We start from the raw sequence: 23,457 nt of genomic DNA, 5'->3' as shown, positions 1-23,457 counted from the left end.
GGGGGTGAGGAACCGCAGGGTCAATCGCGGATATTTAAGATATATTAAATATCAATTTTTGTCGTGATCGTTAGATGAGGGGGATTACGAAAGCTTTCCTGCGGGGTAAAAGCTGTTGGGAGCTGGAAAGTATTGAAACACCAACGATTGGGCTTCGATATTACGCGAACTCGTAGGTTTGGGAAACTCGAAAATTCTTGTGACGAGAGTTCGCATTTTTTATCCTTCCGCCGTTCTCCCCCTGACATGTCCCGAAAACCACATCCCCCCCCGGTGGTTTGCGTGGCGCTGGCCGTCTTGTCGGTCGGTGTCGTGCTACCTACGTGGGGTCAGGAAGCCGGAAGCGGTATCGAAAGCCGCGTTTCCGATCGCTTCGATGTGCGGACGCAGCCGGGGTTGGCCTATCGGCAGGACCCGAACGCCGGGAAGGTTCGCACCCAGGGCTTGGACGTGGGCGTGGCGGTGTCCGGGGCCTATGACGACAATATCTACCTGTCCTCTTCCGCGCGGGAGAAGGACTTCGTGGTGCGCATCTCCCCCTCGATGGCTTACACCTACGGAGATCCGGATGGCAGGGAAGGTGGCTACGTCCGTGTGGCCTACCGGCCGGTGGGCGTCCTCTATACCGATCACAGCGATTCGAACCGGATCGACCAGGACGCATCCTGGGACATCGGCTGGGGTGGCCCGAAGGTGGCCATCGCCTACGGTGGTCGGGTCCGGCAACTGGGCGATGCCACGGCGGATACCGGCAGGCAGACCGACCGGGTGATTCTCGATCAAGCCGTGCGGATGGCGTGGACTCCGCGCGAAAAGCTCGCGATTGAACTGGCGGCGGGCATGTCCTCGAACGACTACAAGGATCGCCTGCTGGTGGATTCGCGGAGCGCATACGGCGAGGTCGCGCTGCGCTATTCATACTCTCCGAAAACCCGCGTCGGGCTCGCCTATCGGACGGGGACCTTCGAGGTGGATGGCGCGGGCGACCAACGCATCCAGCGCGGCACCGTGCAATTCGAGTGGCAGCCGCGGGAAAAGATCTCGTTCAATATCGAGGCTGGAGCCGAGCACCGCCGCTACGACGCCGGTTCCTCCACCTCGCCGGTGTTCGAGGCCAAGGTCGCATGGCGTCCGCGGATGGGCACCGAGATTTTCGCGGGTGGCTACCGCCGCACCGAGGCCTCGGCCTATTACCCCGGCCAGAACTACGATCTCACCGGAGCCTCCGTCGGCCTGGACCAGCGGCTGGGTGAGAAATGGAGCGCGCGCCTCGAAGGTGGCATTGAAAATGCGGATTACAAACAGGTGTCCGGCCCCGGCTTTGCCAATCGCCGTGACAACATCGTCTTCATCCGCCCGAGCCTCCGCTATCAGATGAATGAAAACGTCCAGATCGAAGGGTATTACCGCTTCGAGCGCGACGATTCGAACCAGCGCGGCTTCGGCTACGACAATCACAGCGTCGGCGTCCAGGTCGGCTACAAATTCTAATCCTCATGACCGTGATGCGATTCCTCATCGGCCTTCTTGCCTGCCTGCCCCTCCTGGTACGGGCAGCGGAGGAGAATGCCGGGAAATCGTCCGGGGTGATCGGGCGGATGGATACCGTGGAAATCACGGTGTTCCGCGAAGAGGAGCTGGCCACCCGCGGCCAGCTTTCCGCGGATGGCAGCATCACCATGCCGCTGATCGGGACCGTGCATTTGCAGGGCCTGACCACCGACCAGGCGGCGAAGGCGATCGAGCAGAAGCTCAAGGACGGCTATCTGGTGCGCCCGCAGGTTTCGGTTTCCATCGGCGCGCGCATCCGCCGCACCATCACGGTGCTCGGCCAGGCACAGAACCCGGGCGTTTTCGAGCTTCCCGCGAACCGCCAGCTTTCATTGGTGGAAGCCGTTGGCATGGCCGGTGGTGTCACCCGCATCGGCAATGCCCGCAAACTCACGTTGAAACGTGGCGGTGCCGTGCAACAGGTCGATCTCAAGGAAATCACCACCGGCAAGGCGAAGGACATCCCGTTGCGCGACGGCGATGTGATCAACATTCCTGAAAGCCTCTTCTGAACTTCATGGCTCCGCACCGTCCATCCGACTACTCCCTCGGGCCTGCCAACCAATCGTTGGCCGCAGCGCGCGGTGCGTCGGCGACCGCATATCTGCCGAAGGTGGAGCCGCTGCGGATGATCGGCGTTCTGCTGCGCCGTTCGTGGGTGATCGCCCTGGTCGTCATGGCGTGCCTCGGCGGCATGTGGATGTATCTCAAGCACGCGAAGAAGGTCTATCAGGCGACCGGTTCCGTTTACGTCAGCGCGCGCGCGCCGCGGGTGGTGGAGTCCGGGGCGATCGCTCCGGAGGAAACCCGTGATCTTGAGCAGATGCGCTCGGTCGAGCAGGGGCTTGTGGCCTCGACGCTGCTGATGCGGGTGATCGATTCCGGCAAGTTCGCTGACCAGCCGGATTTCACCGGTGGTGCCACCAGCCGCCAGCAACTGCTGACCGCGTTCGCGAAGCGGGTGAAGGTTGAACTGCGCCGTGGCACGCGCTTGATCGATATCGCGGTCGAGGACACCGATCCGGACCGCGCGCAGCAACTCGTGGGTCTGCTCGTGACCGAATACGAGAAATGGATCGCCGAGCGTCAGGGCGATCTTTCCCGCCAGGTGGCCGGTGGCATTTCCCAGGAGGAGAAGTCCTTGCGCGAGCGCATGGCAAAATCCGAGAAGGCGCTTCAGGATTTCCGTGATGCCCATCCGATTCCCGGCATTGGTGGCCGTAATGGCCCGAACTCCGATGACCTCGGCCGGATCGAAAGCGAGCTGACCCGGGTGAAGTCGGAGCGCCTGCGCCTTGAAGCCGAGGCCGATGCGTTCCGCAAGTTCGACCCGGAACATCCCGATGCGGTCGCAGCACTGCCGAACAGCGAGCGTTCTTCCGGCGTGCTGTCGCTGGTGCGCGCGGTGCAGGACAAGGAAGTCGAGTTCGCGAAAGTGAAGGAACGCTACCTTTACAAACACCCGACCTACATCGAGACATTCAATGAGCTGAAGAAGCTGCGTGAGAATCTCGCCCAAGCGGCGCGTTCCGCCGGTGAGGCGGTGGCGAAGAACTACCAGATCGCCTCGGACAACGAAGCCAAGCTGACGCGGGAGGTAAATGCAGCGCGTTCCTCCACCGTGGCGGCGGAGGGTCTGCGCGCGCAGTTCGAGGCGCTTGAACGCGAGGCTCTCGCCGATCGCACGACGCATGAAGCGGTTGCGGCCCGTTTGCGTGAAACCGCGTTGGCCGCGGCAGTGCCCGGTCCGGTCCTGCGCTGGGAGGATACGCCGATGCTGCCGGAGAAGCCGATCAAGCCGCGCAAGACCGTAATGATGGCCTTGGCCGGAGCGGGTGGTATTTTCTTCGGCCTGCTGCTGGCAGTTGGACTGGAAGTGACCGATGGCAAAGTCCGAGATGCCGCCGCCGCCGCACGTGTGACCGGCGTGCCGATGTTAAGCTCTGTAGCCGCCCTGCGTGAAGGCACGGATGGCGATCCGGTGTTGATTTCCCAGCCGGGTTCCGAAACCTCCGAATCCTTCCGTCGTCTGCGTGCGGCGCTCGCTCCGTCCCCCGGCCATACCGGTGCGGCCACGGTGATGTTCGCCAGCGCGAAGCCGGGCGAAGGTCGTTCGTTCTGCGCGATGAACTACGCCGCCTCACTCGCGATGCAGGGACTGCGCACCTTGCTGCTGGATGCGGACATGCGCCGTCCGGGATTGAGCGGAGAGCACCTTCGTTCCGTGGATGGCCAGGTGGGGCTCGCGGACTATCTTTCCGGAGCTGCGGAACCAGCGAAAACCTGCCATCCCACCGCGCTGCCGAATCTCTATCTGCTGTCCTCCGGCACCATGCAGGCGAATGCCTCGGAGCTGCTGTCCGGCACGCGCTTCCCAGCGCTGTTGGAAGACGCCTATCGTTGGTTCGATTGCGTGGTCATCGATACCCCGCCGATCCTCAGCACCAGCGATGCGCTCGCGATCAGTCGTTATGCGGATCAGGTCTGCCTGGTGGTTCGTGAAAAGGCCAGCGATCGCCGTGACTTGCGCCGAGCCGCCGATCTCGTCCGCACCTCCGGTGGCCCGCTGGTCGGCTTCGTTTGGAATGAACTGCCTGCCCGCGTCAAAGCGGGTGGTGACACCGGCCCCTCGGTGCCGGTTGTTCGTTCCTCGCTGCCCGCGCCCCGTGCGACTCCTCCTTCCACGGCGATGAAAATCCGCCAGGCCCGCCCCGGCGGTGCCGATTCTCTTTTCGTGCCCTCACCCTCATGAGCGCCGTTTACCCATCTCCGGATTGCCTGTTCCTCCTCCCCCAGCCGGGGAGCGGGCGTCCCTGCGTCATCCCCACATCCCCCACCATGAACCGCATCCCCCCTGCGTTTCCCGTGGCCCAGCTCCCCCCAGCTGTCGCTCCGGCCCCTAGCACTAGGATAGCAAACAACGGTAGTTACACCCTACGACATCGCCAACGCCCCTGGGTCGCCCACCAGAAACTGGTAGCCATCAGTTTCCTGGGAGATGCCGGTGTGGTCGTATTGGCTCTCGTGGCCGCGTATCTCGTCCGGTTTGAAACCGGTCTCAAGCACATCGGTGTCGATCACCCCGGTGGCATGGACCTTCGCGCGTACGTCGGACACGTGGTGTTCGGCAGCGCTCTGCTGATGTTCCTGCTGGCGAATTTCCGCCTGCACGATCCCCGCAATTATCTGGCGATCCGCCGAACCTTCGCCGTCATCGTGAAGTCGTGCGTGATGTGGTTTGTCGGCTTCCTTGGCCTTGCGCTGGTTTTCAAGATCGATCCCGCCATCAGCCGCATGTATTGCGGCATCGCCAGCGTGACCAGCATGGTCATGCTGATGGGCTGGCGCTGGTTCCTCTACTGCGTGCTGCGCCGCGAATCCTTCGCGAACGCGTTGCGCCAGAAGGCGGTCTTCGTCGGTTGGAACGAGGAATGCGCCCGTGCGGTGGCGCGTCTCACGGAGGGCCGTGCCCAGCGCATGTCGGTCGTGGGTGTGATCGCACCTCCGGGAGGAGCTCTCGAAGTACAGCCGCCGGAAGAAATTCCGGTGCTCGGCGGCTATCACGACCTCCGTCCGCTGATCCGCGAAACCGGAGCCGATCTGGTGATGGCGGTGGATGGCGTGCTCGACCGCGGCCAGATGGTTTCGCTGGCCGAGTGCTGCGGCAAGGAGTTCGTGGACTTCAAGATGGTGCCGAATTGCTTCCAGGTGCTGGTGTCCGGCCTCCATCTTGAGAGCTTCCACGGCATGCCGGTGCTTGGCGTCGGCAAACTGCCGTTGCATCACGCTTTCAACAATGCGTTGAAGCGCACCACCGACATCATCGGGGCGATCATCGGTCTGATGGTATTCTCCCCCGTCATCGCGTTTTTCTGCCTGCTGGTGCGTTTGGAATCGCGCGGTTCGGTGATCTACCGCCAGCGCCGGATCGGCCTCAATGGCAAGCCGTTCGAGATTCTCAAGATCCGCAGCATGAAAATCGACGCCGAAGCCAACGGCTCCCCCGGCTGGACGGTGAAGGATGATCCGCGCCGTCTGCGCGTGGGCAAGTTCATGCGCGAGTGGAACATCGACGAGCTGCCGCAGTTCTGGAACGTGCTGCGCGGTGACATGAGCCTCGTCGGTCCGCGCCCCGAGCGCCCGGAATTGATCGAGGACTTCAAGGAGGAGATTCCGCACTACAATGTGCGCCACAACATCAAGCCGGGCGTCACAGGTTGGGCGCAGGTCAACGGCTTGCGCGGCGATACCTGCCTGCGTGAGCGCATCAAGTTCGACCTCGACTACATCGAGAACTGGAACTTCCTGCTCGATTTCCAGATCATGATCCGGACCTTCGTGAACCGGAAAGGAGCTTGTTGACCCGTGGAAAACGGGGGTTTCCGGACGTGCCTGAATCCTGTAAAGCCATGCAGTCCGCCGGAAACCCGCCGATGGAGATCGCCCCCGACACGACCCATGTCCGCCGCCGCGACCGCTCGATCCGTCTTGCGGTTGCGACTTCGTTGTTGTCGAAGGCGGGCACGGCGGGATTGCAACTGCTGGCCATTCCGATTGCGATCCGCGTGCTGGGGCGCGCGGAGTTCGGGATCTATACCAGCGTTACGCTCACGCTGACCACCGTGTCATTGTTCGAGGTCGGCGTGGGGCCGGCCCTCGCACATGGCTTGGCGAAGGCCTCGGCGTCGGGTGATCGCGATCAGGCGCGTACGCTGGCATCCACCGCGTTTTTCGTCATGCTGGCGGTGTCGTTGTTGGTGGGCCTGGTGGCAGGGGTCGTTCTTTCAACATTGCCGGTGGCCCGGTTGTATGGCGCTGCCTTTGCCGGACAGGAAAGCGTGTTGGGACCTGCGTTGTGGACAGGACTGGGTTTGTTCCTGCTGCTCTTTCTGCTGAATCTCACCGAGCGCATCCGCGAGGGCTATCTGGAGATCGCGACCACCAATGCCTGCGGGGCGGCGGGAAACTTGCTCGCCGCGCTGGCGGTGGGAATCGGCGTCCATTTCGTGCCGCAGGTGTGGTTTCTGGTGCTGGCGATTCATGGTTCACTGGTGCTCGCGAAGCTGGCGAATACCGTGCTGCTCTGGCGGAAGCGGCCTGAGGTGATTCCTTCCTGGAGTTGGTTTCGGCCCGGAACGGCGAAGCACCTGATGGGCGATGGTCTGGCATTCTCCACCTGCTGCCTGATCACCGGTATCGTGGAGTACAACGTGGTCGGCTGGATGGTGGGGCGCGATGGCGGACCGGCGGCGGTGGCGTTGTATGGGGTCTTTGTCAGTCTCACGATCATGCAGGCGGGTTTCGTGCTGATGATCAGCACGCCGACATGGCCTGCGGTCGCCGAGGCTCTGGCGCGGGATGATCGCGATTGGGCACGCCGAGCGGCGACACGGCTCTACCGCTATGGTGGCGGACTCGCATTGCTCTCCGCGATCGGGCTGACGGCATTCGGTCCGTGGGTGTTCCGTCTATGGCTCGGTCAGGAGTTCGCGAATCTCGGTCACGGGATTTTCGCCTGCTACGCATTCTATTTCGTGGCGCACATCTGGAGGCACCTGAATCATACGCTGATGATCGGCACGGGTCAGGTCACGCGCATGGCCCGCATCCAGTTGTTCGAGTCCGCCTTGGTGGCTGTGGCCGCATGGGTGGGACTGCACTATGGAGGCCTCCCGGTCATGTTGCTGTGCATGGGCGGCGTACTGTTGCTGATGACCGGTCGCATCCTGCCCTTCATGGTGGCGCGCGTGCTGAGTCCGTCCCCTCCGCTTTCCGATTCTCCACCCCGCTCCGCATGATCCGCCCGGTTCTTTTTTCCTGTCTGCTTGTTGCTCCCGCATGGGCGTCCACCTGGTATGTCGCACCCGGAGGGGATGATCGCTTCAGCGGCAGCAATGCGCTGCCGTTGGCGACGTTGACCGAGGCGCTGAATCGTGCGGCGAAGCGCAGTGACGGCGATTCGGTGATCGTGCTGAAGCCGGGGCAGCACGTCATAGCGAAGACGATCGAAATCAACGCCAGCCATGCATCATCCATCAAAGGCTCGCTGACGCTCAGCGGCCAACCCGGCGCGGTCGTTACCGGCTTCCGGAATATTCCGGCATCGGGCTGGAAGAAGCCGGATGCGGCCACCTTGAAGCAACTGAGCCCGGAAGCGCGCGGGCAGGTCGTGCAGGTGCCGTATTCGCAGATCGCCACCGGAGATCCCGGCCATCTCAGCCGCCGCGGTTTCAATGTGGCGGAAGTGCGCGAAACCCCGCCCGCGTTGTTGTTCGTAAACGGCAATCCGATGCCACTGGCGGCTTGGCCGGATCAAGGCACGGTGAAGCCGGACGCGATCCTTGATGCCGGTCCCACTCGCGATGGCAAAGACTCCCGGTACTTCTACAAGCGCGGTGGAACCTTCCGCCTCAATACGGACCGGCTCACGGCATGGACGAAGGAACGGAACCTGTGGGTGGACGGAACCTTCGGCTACGACTGGGAGTGGAGTTTCAACCAGATCAGCCGCGTCAACCGGCTGACCCGCACGCTCACCCTCGCGGATGGCGAGGTCAGCGGATTGATGAACGAATCGTTCCTTCATCCCGGCTTCCGCGTGGTCAACGCGATCTCCGAGATCAGCATGCCGGGCGAGTATTGCATCGATGCCACGAAGAAACGTTTGCTCCTGCTGCCACCTTCCGCGGGGGATGCCTGGAAAACCTCGGCCTGCGTCACATGGAGCACCGGTCCTCTCCTGAGCGTCAAGTCTGCTGCCGGATTCCGTTTGGATGGCGTGGTTTTGGACGGCGCGCGTGATGGCCTGATGGAAATCATCGCCGGGAATGATGTGATCGTCCGCAACACCACCTTCCGCCGCAATGGCGGGGATGGATTGGTGGCGGAGGGTGCGGGCATCCATGTCAGCAACTGCCTTTTTGAATCGTGCGGTGGTGCGGCGCTGCGTCTGAGCGGTGGTGATCCGGTGCTTCTGGCTCCCTCCGGCAGCACGGTGGATCATTGCTTGTTCCAGCGGAATGCCTGGTGGTCGCATGTGTTCAATGCTTCGGTGGAGCTCCATGGCGTGGGTCATCAGGTCACCGATTGCCAGTTCCTCGACCTGCCCCACATGGCGATCGAGGCGAAGGGGAATGACTTCCTGATCCAGGACAATCTCTTCCGCCGCACCTGCAAGGACTTCCGTGACATGGGGGCGGTCTATTTGAATACCGGCGAGAGTCCGTTGCTGAGGGGAACGGTGGTCCGCGGCAATTTCTTCGATGACATCGGACGTGCGGGCGGCAACCGCTCCGCCGTGTATCTCGACAATGCCACCATGGGCGTGACGGTGGAGGAAAACCTTTTCCGCAATGTCGGTGCGACCGGCGATGATTGGACCGTGATGGTTCATGGCGGTGGCTACAACCGGGTGGAGGGGAATCTGTTTCTCGATTGTTCGATGCCGTGCGAGGTCGCGTTTCTGTTCGCGACGTGGGCGGCGGACCTTTTGCCAGATTACGAGAAGGGATGGATCACGGCGCTTGCGGGACCATCGGTCCCGGCGGCGCTGCTGGCCTATCCGGAACTGGTGAACTTCGGCACGGAAGATCATGTGCATCCCGTGGGCATCGTCATCGCAGGCAATCTCGCGCTGGCGAGTTCCACGCCGCCTGCCTACGGGCTGCTGCGGGTGGAGGGAGGATCCAGTTCCGATACTCATGCTGTGGACAACACGGTACAGGCGACCACTCTGGTACAGGTGGATGGACTGCTGTCCACGGACGATCTGCCGGGCTGGGCGCAGGACATTCTCGATGCGTGGCGGGAGTAGTAGATGCCCCTCTTGGCTCCGTTGGGGCAAAGATCGTCTTGGGGGGAATCACGGTTACATCCCCAACCTGGCCCGTAGCTCCGCAGGCTTGTTGGTGGTGATGAAGTTCACGCCGAGCGCGATCACCTTTCGCGCGGCCCTCACATCGTTGACGGTCCACGAGGTCAACGGGCACTTCAATGCCGCCAGCCATTTCGCGGATACGTGGGCCTTGCAATCGAATTGCAATCCTTGCGCGCCGCATTGCTTGAACTCGGCAGCGTAGGCAGCTGCCTTTTCCGGTTTGGCCACTCCTTTGAGAGAGTGAATGAGATGGCTCTGGTACGCAGGCATCCGTTCACGGCAGGCGGATACGATCCCGCTATCGAAGGACATGAGCACGATTCGTTCCGGGTCGGCATGCTGGGTCTCCAGAGCTTCCACCAAGGGATCGATGATTTTCGGTCCGGATTTGATCTCGATGAACAAGCGCTTTTCCTCGGGCATGGTCTCCAGCACCTCCTCCAACAATGGAATCCGTTCACCGGCGAATCGCTTTCCTTTCCACGATCCCACATCGAGCCCCGCGAGGGTCTTCCAATGGCAGCGTTCCACCGTGTGCCGTTTGCCGGCGGTGCGGCCGGTATTGGCGTCATGAATGCAGACCACCTTGCCATCCGCGGTGAGGCGGAAATCTCCCTCGATGCCGTCCGCGCCCTCATCCCATGCCATGCGGAAAGCCGCCAGGGTGTTTTCCGGAGCCGCGTCCGAGGCTCCGCGATGGGCGATGAACAAAGGGACTGGCATCGTGTGTTGGAAGGAATAGCAGGTTCCCCGGGACCGCAAAGGATCTTCGGGTCTGTGAAGGAACCGTCGCTTGATCGCCGGAGCGGCGGCGGGTAAAAGGGGATGCCGGAAATCCCGGTGCCTGGTCATGAAACTGTTCCCATGGTTGGCCTTCGTTCCAGTGTTGGCTCTCTCCGCCTGCAAGGATCCTGTGACCTTCACCCGTCCCAGCATGGAGGAGGTTGCCCGTTACCGGGCGCTCAATGTGACCGATGTCAGTGCTTCGAACCGCGGCAGCCTCTGCGCGGTTTCCGTGTATGGAGGTGCCGCCGGACTGGAAGGCGGAGCCACCGCGCCGGAAATGATGCTCGATTCCCCACAGGGAGCGATCTGCACAGGCTACCTGCGGGATGTGCAACCGGACCGGGTGGTCCTCTCGATTTCATTCCGGAACGAGAGCGGTGTGATGGATCGCAAGGAGGTGGTGATCCCGAAACGGATGATCCGTGAATTCAAGGTCGCTCCGTGACCAATGCGGCGAGGATGGAGTCGAGCCGGGCGAGGCCGTGCTCGCTACGATAGGCGTCGTAGTTGGGTGAAAGCGGACGGTCCTGCCAGTCCACCCCGTCGAGCATCCGGCGGATGGCTTCGAGGGCCCTGCCGGAATCCCCCTCCGGAATGGTGAGGCCGATGCGGTGTCGTTCGACCCTGCCGCCGATGCATTCTCCGGCGGTGGCAAGAGATGGCATGCCAAACTCAGCGGCTTTGGTCAGCGCGCCGCTGCTGCCGTGAAAGCCCTCATAGGCGGTCCAGGCCACGTCGAAAGTGCTGAACAGCGAATTGAACTCCGCGTCCGTGCCGATCCGTTCCGCCACGGGATCGAAGTGCAGGTTGTCCATCCGCCCGGCGCGGATCTCATCAACGATGCCATCGATGAAAGCCTGCTCTTCCGCATTGAACTGATCGCGTCCGAAGACTCCGGCGCAGACGAAGAACCACGGCAGGTTCAGGCGATGGGCTTCCTGCGCGACCTTCAACAGGGTCAACATGCCCTTGCGCCGCTCGAGTCCGATCAAGCCGATGATCTTCCGGCCACGGGCTTCCGCGAGGATTGTTTTCGCCAGTCCGGTGGGTTCCGGGGTGATGTCAGTGTTGGTGGCGTCCGGATACGCGGTGATCGTTTGGCCGGTGTAGGCGTGGAGCGATTCGTTGAAGCGTTCATCGAGCACGCCGATGCCGCGGCAGAGATCGCTGCGCATCAGCGCGTCACCTTTGGCCAGGAAACGCAGCGCACGCTTGATGGACGGTTGCTCGTCGTGATGATGGTTGCGCAGATACAAACCGGCCCACGGACGTCCGAAGGTGGCGGCAGGCACGTGGGCGATCGGCAGGAAACGCAGGTAGCTGTCCAGGTAAGGGAAGTACACCAGATCCGCGAACCAGCCGGTGGTCTCCTCCGCTTGTTCCAGTGCATGTGCGGCCCGTTTCCACCGCTGGAAGGTGCGCCACGGATCTCCCTCGAAGCGGCCGCGGAACCAGCTCCGGTGGCCGGCCGGAAGCAGGTGCATCGAAATGCGTGTTTCCGCATCCGGAATGCCACGGTAGCGCGCGGTGGCGATCGCCTCGGCGGTGGCGGCTTCCGGTTTCGGACAGAGGCCGATCACCCGCGCTCCCGCGTTCAGGAACGATGCCGTGAACTGGGAGAAGTACATCGGATGATGCCCGTACCACAGCGGGTCGATCAGCGCGACGGTGGGGCGGCTTGTGGAAGGGCGGCTCATCGGAACGGAACGAAGGACGTCTGCCGGGTGGCGTGAATCCACGAGGCGCGCACCATGAAGGCCTGCGGCAGGCCCGCCATGATGCCAAAGATGATGGACGCGAGGCGTTCATCGAAGGGATTTGAGGTGAAGCTTTCACTCGCCAGGCACAACACGGCGACGAATGGCAGGAACGCGAGCCATTGGTCCGGGCCGGGATCGGTGGCATTGGCGCGGGCACCTCTCAGGCTTGCGATCATCGTTCCGCCGAGCAGCAGCAGGAACGCGCAGACGCCGATGACTCCACCGGAGAAAAGTGAATAGGTCCACAGCGAGTGGCCGGCGAACCAGACCTCGTGGCCCAGTTCCATCTCCGGCGGATAGACGAGATGGATTTCCGGCATGTAGGCGGGATCCCAATAGTAGGTCGCACCGATGCCCTTGCCATTCACGAAGTGGACGGGATCCTTGTTGAGGATATGAAGGATCGCGTCCGCTTCCGCGCGGCGGGTGAGATAGGAAATGTCCGAAGCGACATTGCGGTCGGACGCGTGGTGGAAGAGCCGCTCGTCCCAGCGCTCGACCAGGGTGGGTTCGATCACGAACATTGCGACGGCTCCCAATAGGATCAAACCGGCGGCCACGCCGACCGGCATCAACCGGCGGGGCAGTTCGAAGAGCTTGAACAAGCCCCACGTCGTGCCGATGAGATAGCAGATCGAAACCGCCATCGCGGACGCGAACACCGGGAACAACAGCGACCGCGTCACGGTGATGAAGATGCCCGTGAACAGCACGCCGCAGCCGATCAACAGCCGCCAGTCGAATCCACGGCGCAGCAGGACACAGCAGCCGATCCATGCCGCCAGCCAGTTGTTGGCTGAGCTTTGTACCTCCACGCGGACGGTATCGAGCGTCACGCCCTTGAAGAGGAATCCCTGTGCGATCCGCCAGCAGATGTTGGTGCAGGCGGCGACAAACACCGGTGCGACGATCCGCGCAGGCGTGACTCCCATGCATCCCGCGATGTGGGCATTCATCATTCCACAAAGGCACAAGACCAGCGGGAGGATGATGCGCAGGGAGTGGCCGGGAACCACGCCCTGGAGAAGTGAATTCGCCAGCATGTAGAGCAGGAAGCCGCTCCAGAGGAGCAGCGTCCATGCGCCCGGCCGGGTGAGCAGATGCCGCCACCCATGCCATAGGATCGCGAGGGTGGAAATGACCGCGAGTCCGAGGAAGACCAGTTGATCGAGGCCGGCACCGCCGGTTTCGGCGCGGGCCTCGTCCGCCCGATAGTCGAGGGCGAAGGACATCATGAATACCCACAACCACAACTCCACCCGGCCGGCCTTCGTTTCGGCGGGTACCTGAATGGCATGGTTGTGGATGGAGCGGGCTGGAATCACGGACGGGGCGGGGAAGTGGAAATGTCTTCCAAGGCTGCGGCCAGTACGGAGCCGCGGTCGCTCCATTGGAAGGACGCGCGGCAGGCGAACAGTGCCCGCGAGGCTGCGGCGTTCAGGAATTCAAGATCGTCGATCCTTGCCGCCACCGCTTCGGCGAGTTCGGCGGGCTGGCGGGCGGTGATGACATCCTGTGCGGGGTTCACCGGCAGTCCGCTGAGTGCTTGTTCGAGTGCGGCCACCGGCAGGCCGCGGAAGATGTAGTCGAGCGCCTTCAGCTTGAAGCCACCGCCCAACGCTTCCGGAATGAGTCCGATGCGCGCGTTGGCGAGATAGGGGTCCATCGACGGCACATTGGCGTGGAACTCGGCCCAGGGGTAGCGCCTGTCGAGCCCGGCGAAGTAATCGGTGTCCGCCTTGCCCGCCACGACGAAGCGGATGTTGTGATGCCGGAACGGGGCATCGGCGGCGGCGAGAAAGAGTTCGAGATTGCGGCGTTTCGCCAGCCATTCGAAGGCACCGGCCAATACCACACGGCGCGGACTGTTTTTTGTGATGGGAGGCGGTGATTCCACCGCAGGCCCGTTGTAGCCGGGAGGCAGGCGGAGGGTACGCTTGCCGGGGAACTCCTGTTTGAAGAGAGCTTCATCCCGCGGTGTGATCGCGGAGATGAGATCGGCACGTTCGCAGATCGCCCGTTCCAGTTTGCCGTATTTCCAGGCATCCCATGCCAATGCCATGCGGAACGGCAGCGAGCCGCCGCGTTCGGATGCCACTTGTTTGCGGACGGAGGCTTCGTGATTGTGCGCGATATAGGCGACCCGGGGTCGGCCGGGTTGGGGGAGATGTTTGAGCACCCAGCCGCAAGCTGCCTGGTCGATGATGACCCAGTCCCAGTGCCCCTCTTCCGAGAGCGTTTCCAGACTGTCCCGCATGGTGAAATTGCCCAGCCGCCATGCATCGCTTGGCAGCATGGAAACCAGCCCGCCGAGCCGGCCGTTCGGAATCCAGCCGTGGAGTTCCCAGCGCAGCTTGGGATCGGGCGGTTCATCCGGTGTGCCCACGGCACGATGGGCCAGCACCGTCACCTTGAATCCGGGGTGTGCGGAAAGCGCGCGCAGCAGGCCGCGGGTGTAGATCAACTCGCCGCTGTTCGACGGTCGCGGGTCCTGGCGGGTGATCCAAAGGCAGCGCATTAGAAGTCGGCCGGGTTCTCACCCTTGGTTTGCGAGGATGTGCTCGAACTTGTCGGCCGTGGGGCCGATGGAGAAGGTTTTCTCAGCGTAGGCGCGGGCATTGCGTCCCGTTTCCTCGCGGCGTGCAGTATCGGTTAGAAGGTTGGCGGCCGCCGAGATAAATCCATCCAGATCGCCGGGTTCCACGGTGACCCCGGCTCCTTCCTCGCGGGTGATACGGGCGGCGAGATTCTCGCGAGGCACGGCGAGCAGCAGGGGACGCCCGGCACAGAGGTAGCTGAGTGTTTTCGAGGGCACGGAAAAGATTCCCGCGTCGGGTTCGAGAATGCTGATCAGGACATCTCCCGAGGCCAGCACCTGCGGGAGCTCCGCAAAGGGCTGGTAGGGGAGGAGGAGCAGGTTTTTCAAGGAATCGCCCGCTTCTTTCCTGAGCCACTCCGCACCGATGCCTTCCGATACAATCACGACCCGCACGTTCGGATCATTGGAGAAACGTCGTGCCAGTTCGAGCAGCAGACCGGGATTGTGCTTCATTCCGATCGTGCCGGAGTAGAGATAGACGAACTTGTCGTGGAGACCGTGCCTCCGCGCCCAGTTGTTGTCCTTGGGATGCACGGGCATTTCCTCGATGATCGCCCAGTTCGGCACCACGGCCACACGTTCGGCAGCGACTCCGAATTCATGTTGGAGGATCGGCCCGAAATCTCCGGTGATCGCCACAACCTGTGAACTGCGCCGGAACTGGCGGCCTTCCAAAAAGCGGTACCACGCGCCAACGGCATGTCCCACGACCGGGATCTTCTTCCGCAGCAGTTTGTCCACTGCCAGGCTGTAGAAATCCTGAAGCCAGTAGTAGAAGCGCGCTCCGGACTCGATGGCCGCGCGGGTGATCTCCTCCTGCGTTTCGGTGGGCGTATTCCCGGAAAGCACGGCGTCCGGTTTCCATGCTCGGATGAAGTCCGCGGCGCGCCTGCCGTAGCCGATCTCCATGCTGCGGCGGCGCAGGAAGGAGTACTTGTAGCGGGGATAGTCCGGATCCATCGGGATCTCGTGGAAGGCGAGTCCTGCCGGGTCATGGTCTCGGACCTTCAGATCGCCGCGCGGAGTTTGCAGATCGCTGGCAAACAGATGCGCGACCTCATGGCCGCGCCGGGCAAGTTCCCGGCTTAACGCCGTCTGGAAAGCATGACCGGCGTAATCGTGGATCAGGATTCTCATGCAAGGGGACAGGGGCGGTTCCGGGTGGGGGATGAACCGTCCGCCCTTGAAGCATAGTCCGAGCCGACCCCGTGGGCAATCCTACGGAAACGCGGCGATGTTGTTATTTGACGATCTCCAGACAAGAGAGCGCCAGAGGCAGGCGCTTGGCCGCCAGATCCTGGGTGGGCATGTCGATGTTCAGGGCGAATGGTGTCGTTTTCCCATCCGAGGTTTCGAGCCATCCCACCAGCCAGCCGATCTGCTGCGGTTTGCTATTGGTGGACCAGCCTGTCTTGTAGTGGACCGTGGCGGTGCCGAGGGCGGTTTTCGGCACGATGTCTTTTGCGCCCGTCATCGCGGCTTGGGAAACCGGCAGCTTGCTGGCAAGCAGGCGGCCGAGGAAACCGACCTGCTCCAGCGGGGAGATTTCCAGAGGTCCATCCAACCAGAAGCGGTCCACGACTTTGCCGACCTGGTCGTTGCCGTAGTGGAGTTTTGTGACGGTGGCCTGCATCCGTTCGAGGCCGGTGCGGCGGGCGAGTTCCTGATAGATCGGTACTGCGGAAAGGGCCATCGCCTCGCGCAGCGGCATGTCATGCTCCCATTCCTTCATCCACTGCGGCTTGCCGCCGTAGGGCAGCACTTCATCCACGTTTTTGACCGCGCCGGTTTCGAGGCCGATGACCGTGTTCGCGATCTTGAAGGTGGAGGCTGGGATCTCCCGCTTGCGTGCGCGGGCGGCGTTCCAGACTTTCACGGAACCGGTCGCCGGGTCTCCGAAAACGAAGGTGCCGGTGAGGTTTTCCTTTCGGAACGGCTCTCCCAGCGGCGCGACTTCATGGATGACGGTCTCTGCCTCTGAAAAAAGGGCGAGCGGAAACAACAAAACACAGGAAAAAGCGAAAACACGCCACATGGTGGGTCATCATACGGGTGAAAACGCCGGAAACAACCGGCAACCGGCGATTTCCGGACACTCCAGCCGGTGGAAAATCGCCCTTCGACCCCTGCTTGACGGCATGCGGGCTGCTTGCATAATCGCCCGGCCGGGCGGGCCATTGGGGTCCGCCGAAGCATCGCCTCCTACCGCCTCAGGGCATTTCCAACACCATGACCACCATCGCCATCAACGGCTTCGGGCGTATCGGACGCCTCGTGTTCCGCGCCCTCGTCGAGCAGGGCCACCTCGGCACCACTTTCAACGTTGTCGCCGTGGGTGACATCGTTCCGGCCGACAACCTTGCCTACCTGCTGAAGTATGACTCCACGCAGGGCAAGTTCGCCGGCACCGTTTCTTCCAAGAAGTCCAAGCCGGAACTGGAAGAAGATGACGTGCTTGTGGTCAACGGCCATGACATCAAGGTCGTGAGCGCCCGCACTCCCGATGGCCTTCCTTGGAAGGAGCTCGGTGTCGAAGTTGTCATCGAGTCCACCGGCCTTTTCACCGCCGCTGACAAGGCCAAGGGCCACATCGTCGCTGGTGCCAAGAAGGTCATCATTTCCGCTCCCGCGCAGGGCGAGGACGGCACCTTCGTGGTGGGCGTCAACGACCACCAGTACGACCCGGCGAAGCACCATATCATCTCCAACGCGAGCTGCACCACCAACTGCCTCGCCCCGCTGGTGCATGTCCTTCTCAAGGAAGGTTTCGGCATCGAGGAAGGTCTCATGACCACGGTCCACTCCTACACCGCCACCCAGAAGACGGTGGACGGCCCGTCCAAGAAGGACTGGAAGGGTGGCCGCTCCGCTGCGATCAACATCATTCCGTCCACCACCGGTGCCGCCAAGGCGGTCGCCCTCGTGTGCCCGGAAGTGAAGGGCAAGCTCACCGGCATGTCCTTCCGCGTGCCGACTCCGACCGTCTCCGTGGTGGACCTCACCGTGAAGACGACCAAGGAAACCTCGCTGGCCGAGATCAAAGCCGCGATGAAGAAGGCCGCCGACACCTACCTCAATGGCATCCTCGCCTACACCGAGGACGAAGTGGTTTCCACCGACTTCATCCACGACAACCATTCCTCGATCTTCGACGCCGGTTCCTCCATCGAGCTGAACTCCACGTTCTTCAAGCTCGTGAGCTGGTATGACAACGAGTGGGGCTACTCCAACCGCGTGATCAACCTTCTCTTCGACGTCGTCAAGAAGGGCCTCTGATCCACGGCCGACACCTGATTTTTCAAAAACGGCGGTCCGGGTTTCCGGGCCGCCGTTTTTCATGAATGGCTTGCGTCCGGCCGCACCCGTGCTTGGGTGCGGCACCCTTATCGAACCCGTGCGTCGTTTCATCGCCATCGCCTTGTGTGGAGTCTCCGCTGCCGGAGGCGTCACGCTGCCGGAACTCCCTCCCGTGAGCTGCGGGATGGGTGCGGATGGACGCCCCACGGTTTCGTGGCAGGCGTACCGGAACCAGCTCTACCGGGTCGAACGATCACAGACACTGGCTCCCGGCTCGTGGACGGCTCTATCCGATATTGTGGTGGGCGATGGACTGGGGAAATCGATCGCCGATCCCCAGCAGGCTCCGAAGGCCTACTACCGGGTGTCCGTGATCGGAGAGGATTTCAATCCCTCGGTGCTGGCTCCGAAATGGCAGCTTGATGCCACCATCGATTTCCAAGCTGCGGCGGACGGTTCCGTGGTTTCCCAATGGAAGGGCAGCGGGATCACTTCGAACGTGCAAACCGTCCAAGGCAGCCGCCCGGTCTATCAGGGCGGCTCGGTGGTATTCGACGGGGCGGGGGACAACCTTCAGTTTCCGATGTGGGCGGGAGGCGTGGGATCCAACTGGACTCTGGTGCTGCTGGTGAAGGTGCGGCCGGGGATCACCAACTACAGCCAGCTTTTCGGCGGCTCGTTTGAGGCAGGCCGGGCCCTGGAGGCGCAGTGGTTCCAAGGTGACATTGCGACGCGGACGGTTTGGGATGGTGACCAAGGGCTGACGACGGATTTTCCACTTTTCCCGAACGACAACTGGCGGGTGGTGGTCCTGCGATCGGGAGACAATCTGGTGAAGACGAAGATTGATGGCAGCGAGACGACCCGCGCGGTTTCCTCGAAGACCACCGGGCAGGCGGGAACTTTCAATCTCGGGTGCAGCTATGATCCGGTTTCCCATACATCTCCGATCACCGTGCGCTATGCGGCATTTTTCCCCACCATGCTCGGTGATGCCGATCTGGGAAAGTTCGAGCGCTGGCTGGAGCGCAAGAAGAACGGGGAATATCCGGAGACGGCGCTCTTCATGGGAGGCGGACAGAGCAACTATGCCTATTCCGTGTCCGCGTTGAGGGAGGCCCTGGCAGCGAATTTCGCCAACCCCGCGCTGGCATTCAGCCCGCACTTCTCCGCCACCTCGCTGATGGCGTGGATGCGGGACAAGGCGGACGGCAGCGGTTACGAAGTGACGCCGCACGTCGATCTCACCGCGGCCCCGGCCGGGTCCCTGGCTTATCTGAGGGATCCCTTGCACGGCGGAGACAGGACCCTCGCCGCCATGCAGGCGCAGTATGACCTCGTGCGGCGGAACCCGAAATCGAAGGTCGCCATGTTGTTCGTTCAGGGGGAGAACGACACGGATGATGCCACCAACCAATGGAAGCCCAACGGGGTGCCCGGTGGTCCGGTGGACTACAACGCCCACTTCACCGACCCCTACGCCCTGGCCGAGAGCTACGGAGCCCGCTCGGTCGCTTGGAATAATGCAGTGCGTGCCGGCACGGGATTTCCGAATCTGGTCTGCATCTATGAACGGGTGGCGTACGTGAACCTGAACCGCCTGCCCATCCAGGTGGAATGCGAGCATCGCCAGCGGAAGAGCCAGTTGGATGGATTGGTCAATGATTCCCGCTATTTCCTGGTGGATACCGCGGACATTCCCCGGGAGGATGGCATCCACTTCACCCCGGATGGAGCCCGCCAATTCGCGCGTGGCGCGATGCGGTTGCTCAAACGCTCGGACAAGCTGGCCGCGCTCTCCTATCACGCGCGCATGCTGGCGATGCGTGCGATCGATTCCGGAATGGAGCTTACCGATGCCCAGATGGGCGCGTGCGAGGCATTCGTCGCGACCTCGGAATTTCCCAAGCTCCGCTCGCTGGTGATTCCCGTCCTTCCCGCCGCCAATCCGGACGACCAAGCCCGGTTGCGCCGGTGCAATCTTCTGATCCACCGCTCGGACAAGTACGCGCCGGGTTTTGAGGAGATGCAGCCCGTCAACACGACCGCTGGCTACGAGGGGACCGCGAATGTCGTGGTGGTCGATGCATCGGTCAGGGCGTTGCTGGCGGCCTGGGGGCTGACCGATACGGTTACGCTGAGGCGGGACGGATAGGCAAAAGGTTCTGGCGGAACGGGTCCGAAAGGTGTTAGATGGGAACGATGAGGTTCCATCTGCCTGGACTGCGTGGCAAATTTGTCGCGGCGCTTCTGATCGCCGCGGTGGTGCCGTTGGTGGTGGGGCTCGTGGTGCTGGAGACCATCGGCTACCGGGGCATGATCCGGGAGCGCGGGAAGATGCACCAGATGGAGGCGCTGACGCTGGTGCAGGCGATCCAGCAGGCCTCCAACGAGGAGGGGAAACTGTTCGACACATGGCAGAACGCGGACCCTTCCATGCTCGAATTTCTCACGGAGAAAAACCGGGAACTGTCAAAGCGGGACATCCGGGAGGTTCAGGAGGAGACCCGGCGCATCGATGCCTCGTGGGCGTCGTGGGACGTGAACGAGCCTCATATCCAGGCGACCATCCGGAACCGCGGGGCGGACAACCTCCGTGAATTCCTGGCGCACCATCCGGAGGTGGCGGAGACCATCGTCACGGACAAGGAAGGCCGCCTGGTTTCCACCAACGAGAAGACCAGTGACTACGATCAGGCGGATGAGGCCTGGTGGCAGAAAGGCCGGGCCATGGCCAAAGGGCAGGTATGGACCGATGCGCTGGAGTATGACGAAAGCTCGCGGGTTTTTTCGCAGGACGTGGTGATCCCGTTGTACGATGGATCGGCATTTGCCGGGGTGGCCAAGCTCTCCGTGGACATCACCTCGTTGTTCCGCTCGTTGGGATTCGATGGCGAGGAAAAGGGGGAGCGCTGGGAAATCGTCCTGCCGGACGGGAGGATTCTCGCCAGTTCCAGAAGCGGCTATGTCTCGCTCCGGGATCGGCTCGATGAATCCCAGTTGAGGAGTCTTCAGAGAGGGGGGCGCAGTGGCACGGTGCGCCGGGACGAGGAGGGGGAATCCCGCCTTTGTGGATTCATGGCTCTCGGAGAAGGGGATTCGAAGCCGCGAGGGTATGTGATTTTTTCGTCACGCAGGGATGAAGTGGTGGCTCCGCTGAGGCGGAATCTGGCATGGGTCGGGGTGGGTTCTGCATTGCTCGTCGGGCTCTGCGCGCTGGCGGGATTCGCGTTCATCAATCGCAAGGTGTTGCGGCCGCTGGAGGCCCTCGGACGGGCGGCGCGCTCGATTTCCGCCACCGCCCGCCTGAAGCGTGACGAGGGTGGGGATGAGGAGGTGGCGAAAGCAAAACGCGCGGAGGCGGAGCTGGATCTGCAGCGTATCCAGCAGATCCACACCGGAGACGAGGTGGAGGCACTGGCCGGAGATCTGGCGGTGATGACTTCCCGGGTGCTCCGCTACCATCGCGAACTGGAGGCCGAGGTATCCGCGAAAACCTCTCTGATTCAGGAGGATCTGGAGATGGCCCGGCAGTTTCAGAACGCCCTGCTACCCTCCGAATATCCGGATGTGCCACCGGCCGAGGTGGATACCGCCATGCGGCTGAAGTTCGCGCATTTCTATCAGCCGGCCTCGACGGTGGGTGGCGATTTCTTCGATCTGATCGAGCTGGGTGAGGATTGCGCGGGAGTGCTGATTGCGGATGTGATGGGGCATGGCGCGCGTTCCGCGCTGGTGACAGCGATCCTGCGGGCTCTGGTGCGGAACAGCACCGAGCAGGCGCGGAACCCCGGAGCATTCCTCAGCGAACTGAACCAGCACCTCCACGACGTGATCGCCCGCAGCGGCCAGACTCTTTTCGTGACGGCCTTTTTCCTCGTGTTGGACACCCGCAACGGGAAGGCTTCCTGGGCCGTGGCAGGGCATCCCGCCCCCCTGCGGGTCCGCCGCGGCAGTGGCAAGGAGCCCGAACCGCTGTGGACGGATCCGCCGCGCCAGCCCGCTCTGGGGCTGGTGCCGAGGGTCAATTACCGCACCACCGATTCCCAATTGCGCACCGGTGATGTCTTCCTGCTCTATACGGATGGGGCGGTGGAGGCGGAAAATCCGTCTGGAGAGGCCTTCGGGGTCGAGCGGTTGGCAAAGTATTTCGACGAGGCGCTGGATGGCCCGATGGCCGCCATGCCGGCCAAAATCGTCTGCGAGGTGACGGCCTTCCAGAAACGGGCGCAATACGATGACGATGTGTGCCTGGTCGCCGTGGAGGCCGGAAATGGCGGGATGGTGGTTCCGCGCGCGTCTTGACTTGCACTTGACTTGCCGGGGGCGCTCGGGCGGGATTCCCGCCTCATGGCCAAACTCTCGATCCGCGATCTCGACGTCCAGGGCAAGGAAGTCCTCATGCGTGTGGACTTCAACGTTCCGCTCAATGATGCAGGCGTCATCACCGATGACACCCGCATCCAGGCCGCCGTGCCCTCGATCAAGCATCTGCTCGCGGGTGGTGCCAAGCTTGTGCTCTGTTCCCACCTCGGTCGTCCGAAGGGTGGCCCGGAAGCCAAGTTCTCCCTCGCTCCCGCCGCCGCCCGTCTCGCCGAGATCCTCGGCCAGGACGTGAAGCTGGCTCCGGATTGCATCGGTGCCGAATCCGCCGCCCTGCGCGCCGAGCTCCAGCCGGGCCAGGTGCTGCTGCTGGAAAACACCCGTTTCCACGCCGCCGAGGAAGCCAATGACGCCGCCTTCGCCAAGGAACTGGCCGGCAGCGCCGAGATTTTCGTGAATGATGCCTTCGGCACCGCCCACCGCGCCCACGGCTCCACCGAGGGGGTGACTCACTACGTTTCCAAGAGCGCCATGGGCTTCCTCATGGAACGCGAGCTGGAATACCTTGATGGCAAGCTCCAGAACCCGGAGCGTCCGTTCCTCGTGATCATGGGCGGCGCGAAGGTGTCCGATAAGATCCAGGTCATCACCGCGCTGATGGAAAAGGCCGATGCCTTCATCATCGGCGGTGCCATGGCCAACACCTTCCGCAAGGCCCAGGGGTACCAGACCGGCAACAGCCGCGTCGAAGCCGACAAGCTCGAGCTCGCCCTCGACATCCTGAAAATGGCGAAGGACAAGGGCGTGGGCTTCCTGCTCCCGGCCGATACCCGCGTGACCCAGGAGTTCAAGGAAGGTGCCGAAACCAAGGTGACCGATCCGTACGAAAAGGGCGGCTTCACCCCGGACGGTTGGGAAGGCATCGACATCGGTGACGTCGCCATCGACGAGTTCACCGCCGAGATCGCCAAGGCCAAGACCATGATCTGGAACGGCCCGATGGGTGTGTTCGAACTGGATTCCTTCGCCAAGGGCACCAAGGCCATTGCCGAAGCGATGGCCGCCAGCGATGGCGTCACGATCGTGGGCGGTGGCGACTCCGTCACGGCCGTGAACAAGTTCGGCCTGGATGACAAGATGACCTTCATCTCCACCGGTGGTGGCGCTTCCCTCGAACTCCTTGAAGGCAAGGAACTGCCCGGTGTGGCCGCTCTCACGAATGCCTGAATGTTTCCGCGGGCCTTCACGTCGAAGGCCCGCACTCC

General features: G+C 62.6%; 18 protein-coding genes. 11 read left to right on the top strand and 7 right to left on the bottom strand.

Annotation, left to right across the window (positions count from 1 at the left end):
• Window positions 1-282 precede the first annotated feature (282 nt).
• From KBB96_RS12090 to KBB96_RS12080, 3 genes are read left to right on the top strand one after another with little or no spacing between them, the layout of a single operon-like run.
• Complete coding sequence (locus tag KBB96_RS12090; RefSeq protein ID WP_211629701.1) at window positions 283-1,491, top strand: outer membrane beta-barrel protein; 1,209 nt, start codon at window positions 283-285, stop codon at window positions 1,489-1,491.
• Between the two features lie 14 nt (window positions 1,492-1,505).
• Window positions 1,506-2,063: a polysaccharide biosynthesis/export family protein gene (locus KBB96_RS12085; protein WP_226373715.1), complete on the top strand. Its 558-nt coding sequence runs from the start codon at window positions 1,506-1,508 to the stop codon at window positions 2,061-2,063.
• 5 nt (window positions 2,064-2,068) lie between these two features.
• On the top strand, window positions 2,069-4,303 hold the full coding sequence (locus tag KBB96_RS12080; protein ID WP_211629699.1) for a GumC family protein: 2,235 nt from the start codon (window positions 2,069-2,071) through the stop codon (window positions 4,301-4,303).
• Between the two features lie 182 nt (window positions 4,304-4,485).
• On the opposite strand, the gene KBB96_RS21065 is transcribed toward KBB96_RS12080, so the two are convergent.
• Entirely contained in the window at window positions 4,486-4,668 is a 183-nt protein-coding gene (locus KBB96_RS21065; protein ID WP_226373725.1) for a hypothetical protein, read from the bottom strand.
• Between KBB96_RS21065 and KBB96_RS12075 the strand changes: the two genes are divergently transcribed.
• From KBB96_RS12075 to KBB96_RS12065, 3 genes are read left to right on the top strand one after another with little or no spacing between them, the layout of a single operon-like run.
• Window positions 4,618-5,913 carry a sugar transferase gene (locus KBB96_RS12075; RefSeq protein WP_226373714.1) on the top strand — a complete coding sequence of 432 codons (1,296 nt, stop codon included), beginning with the start codon at window positions 4,618-4,620 and terminating at the stop codon, window positions 5,911-5,913. The two genes, KBB96_RS21065 and KBB96_RS12075, sit on opposite strands and share 51 nt — an antisense overlap.
• A gap of 47 nt (window positions 5,914-5,960) precedes the next feature.
• Window positions 5,961-7,349: a lipopolysaccharide biosynthesis protein gene (locus KBB96_RS12070; protein WP_211629697.1), complete on the top strand. Its 1,389-nt coding sequence runs from the start codon at window positions 5,961-5,963 to the stop codon at window positions 7,347-7,349.
• Window positions 7,346-9,364: a right-handed parallel beta-helix repeat-containing protein gene (locus tag KBB96_RS12065; protein WP_211629696.1), complete on the top strand. Its 2,019-nt coding sequence runs from the start codon at window positions 7,346-7,348 to the stop codon at window positions 9,362-9,364. Before KBB96_RS12070 ends, KBB96_RS12065 begins: the two co-directional genes overlap by 4 nt.
• A 54-nt stretch (window positions 9,365-9,418) precedes the next feature.
• Here KBB96_RS12065 and KBB96_RS12060 read toward each other — a convergent pair whose 3' ends face one another.
• Window positions 9,419-10,150: a glycerophosphodiester phosphodiesterase gene (locus KBB96_RS12060; RefSeq protein WP_211629695.1), complete on the bottom strand. Its 732-nt coding sequence runs from the start codon at window positions 10,148-10,150 to the stop codon at window positions 9,419-9,421.
• Window positions 10,151-10,277: 127 nt separating this feature from the next.
• On the opposite strand from KBB96_RS12060, the gene KBB96_RS12055 reads away from it, so the two are divergent.
• Complete coding sequence (locus KBB96_RS12055) at window positions 10,278-10,658, top strand: hypothetical protein (RefSeq protein ID WP_211629694.1); 381 nt, start codon at window positions 10,278-10,280, stop codon at window positions 10,656-10,658.
• On the opposite strand, the gene KBB96_RS12050 is transcribed toward KBB96_RS12055, so the two are convergent.
• The 5 genes from KBB96_RS12050 to KBB96_RS12030 form a co-directional block, all read right to left on the bottom strand.
• Complete coding sequence (locus tag KBB96_RS12050; RefSeq protein WP_211629693.1) at window positions 10,642-11,910, bottom strand: glycosyltransferase family protein; 1,269 nt, start codon at window positions 11,908-11,910, stop codon at window positions 10,642-10,644. The two genes, KBB96_RS12055 and KBB96_RS12050, sit on opposite strands and share 17 nt — an antisense overlap.
• Entirely contained in the window at window positions 11,907-13,298 is a 1,392-nt protein-coding gene (locus KBB96_RS12045; protein ID WP_211629692.1) for an O-antigen ligase family protein, read from the bottom strand. Before KBB96_RS12045 ends, KBB96_RS12050 begins: the two co-directional genes overlap by 4 nt.
• Window positions 13,295-14,491, bottom strand: coding sequence for a glycosyltransferase (locus KBB96_RS12040; RefSeq protein ID WP_211629691.1), 1,197 nt, complete (start codon window positions 14,489-14,491; stop codon window positions 13,295-13,297). The genes KBB96_RS12045 and KBB96_RS12040 overlap by 4 nt, the downstream gene beginning before the upstream one ends.
• An 18-nt stretch (window positions 14,492-14,509) precedes the next feature.
• Window positions 14,510-15,709, bottom strand: coding sequence for a glycosyltransferase family 4 protein (locus KBB96_RS12035; RefSeq protein WP_211629690.1), 1,200 nt, complete (start codon window positions 15,707-15,709; stop codon window positions 14,510-14,512).
• Between the two features lie 103 nt (window positions 15,710-15,812).
• A complete protein-coding gene (locus KBB96_RS12030; RefSeq protein WP_211629689.1) occupies window positions 15,813-16,574 on the bottom strand; it encodes a class D beta-lactamase in 762 nt (253 codons plus the stop codon).
• A gap of 227 nt (window positions 16,575-16,801) precedes the next feature.
• Between KBB96_RS12030 and gap the strand changes: the two genes are divergently transcribed.
• The 4 genes from gap (at window position 16,802) to KBB96_RS21060 (ending at window position 23,419) form a co-directional block, all read left to right on the top strand.
• Window positions 16,802-17,848, top strand: a complete 1,047-nt coding sequence (gene gap, locus KBB96_RS12025) for a type I glyceraldehyde-3-phosphate dehydrogenase (protein WP_211629688.1) — start codon at window positions 16,802-16,804, stop codon at window positions 17,846-17,848.
• Window positions 17,849-17,909: 61 nt separating this feature from the next.
• Window positions 17,910-20,024, top strand: a complete 2,115-nt coding sequence (locus tag KBB96_RS12020; protein WP_211629687.1) for a hypothetical protein — start codon at window positions 17,910-17,912, stop codon at window positions 20,022-20,024.
• A gap of 47 nt (window positions 20,025-20,071) precedes the next feature.
• Complete coding sequence (locus tag KBB96_RS12015; protein WP_211629686.1) at window positions 20,072-22,174, top strand: SpoIIE family protein phosphatase; 2,103 nt, start codon at window positions 20,072-20,074, stop codon at window positions 22,172-22,174.
• A gap of 45 nt (window positions 22,175-22,219) precedes the next feature.
• Entirely contained in the window at window positions 22,220-23,419 is a 1,200-nt protein-coding gene (locus tag KBB96_RS21060; RefSeq protein ID WP_226373533.1) for a phosphoglycerate kinase, read from the top strand.
• Window positions 23,420-23,457: the final 38 nt, after the last annotated feature.

The organism is Luteolibacter ambystomatis, assembly GCF_018137965.1.
Classification (GTDB): domain Bacteria; phylum Verrucomicrobiota; class Verrucomicrobiia; order Verrucomicrobiales; family Akkermansiaceae; genus Luteolibacter; species Luteolibacter ambystomatis.
The sequence above is the reverse complement of the archived record's forward strand: the minus strand, read 5'-3'. Positions and strand labels throughout refer to the sequence as shown.

Excerpts from the sequence above, each read along its gene's own strand:
- KBB96_RS12085 (WP_226373715.1), top strand. The coding sequence starts at position 1,506 with ATGCGATTCCTCATCGGCCTTCTTGCCTGCCTGCCCCTCCTGGTACGG.
- KBB96_RS12080 (WP_211629699.1), top strand. The coding sequence starts at position 2,069 with ATGGCTCCGCACCGTCCATCCGACTACTCCCTCGGGCCTGCCAACCAA.
- KBB96_RS12070 (WP_211629697.1), top strand. The coding sequence starts at position 5,961 with ATGCAGTCCGCCGGAAACCCGCCGATGGAGATCGCCCCCGACACGACC.
- KBB96_RS12065 (WP_211629696.1), top strand. The coding sequence starts at position 7,346 with ATGATCCGCCCGGTTCTTTTTTCCTGTCTGCTTGTTGCTCCCGCATGG.
- KBB96_RS12060 (WP_211629695.1), bottom strand. The coding sequence starts at position 10,150 with ATGCCAGTCCCTTTGTTCATCGCCCATCGCGGAGCCTCGGACGCGGCT.
- KBB96_RS12055 (WP_211629694.1), top strand. The coding sequence starts at position 10,278 with ATGAAACTGTTCCCATGGTTGGCCTTCGTTCCAGTGTTGGCTCTCTCC.
- KBB96_RS12050 (WP_211629693.1), bottom strand. The coding sequence starts at position 11,910 with ATGAGCCGCCCTTCCACAAGCCGCCCCACCGTCGCGCTGATCGACCCG.
- KBB96_RS12040 (WP_211629691.1), bottom strand. The coding sequence starts at position 14,491 with ATGCGCTGCCTTTGGATCACCCGCCAGGACCCGCGACCGTCGAACAGC.
- KBB96_RS12035 (WP_211629690.1), bottom strand. The coding sequence starts at position 15,709 with ATGAGAATCCTGATCCACGATTACGCCGGTCATGCTTTCCAGACGGCG.
- gap (WP_211629688.1), top strand. The coding sequence starts at position 16,802 with ATGACCACCATCGCCATCAACGGCTTCGGGCGTATCGGACGCCTCGTG.
- KBB96_RS12020 (WP_211629687.1), top strand. The coding sequence starts at position 17,910 with ATGAATGGCTTGCGTCCGGCCGCACCCGTGCTTGGGTGCGGCACCCTT.
- KBB96_RS12015 (WP_211629686.1), top strand. The coding sequence starts at position 20,072 with ATGAGGTTCCATCTGCCTGGACTGCGTGGCAAATTTGTCGCGGCGCTT.
- KBB96_RS21060 (WP_226373533.1), top strand. The coding sequence starts at position 22,220 with ATGGCCAAACTCTCGATCCGCGATCTCGACGTCCAGGGCAAGGAAGTC.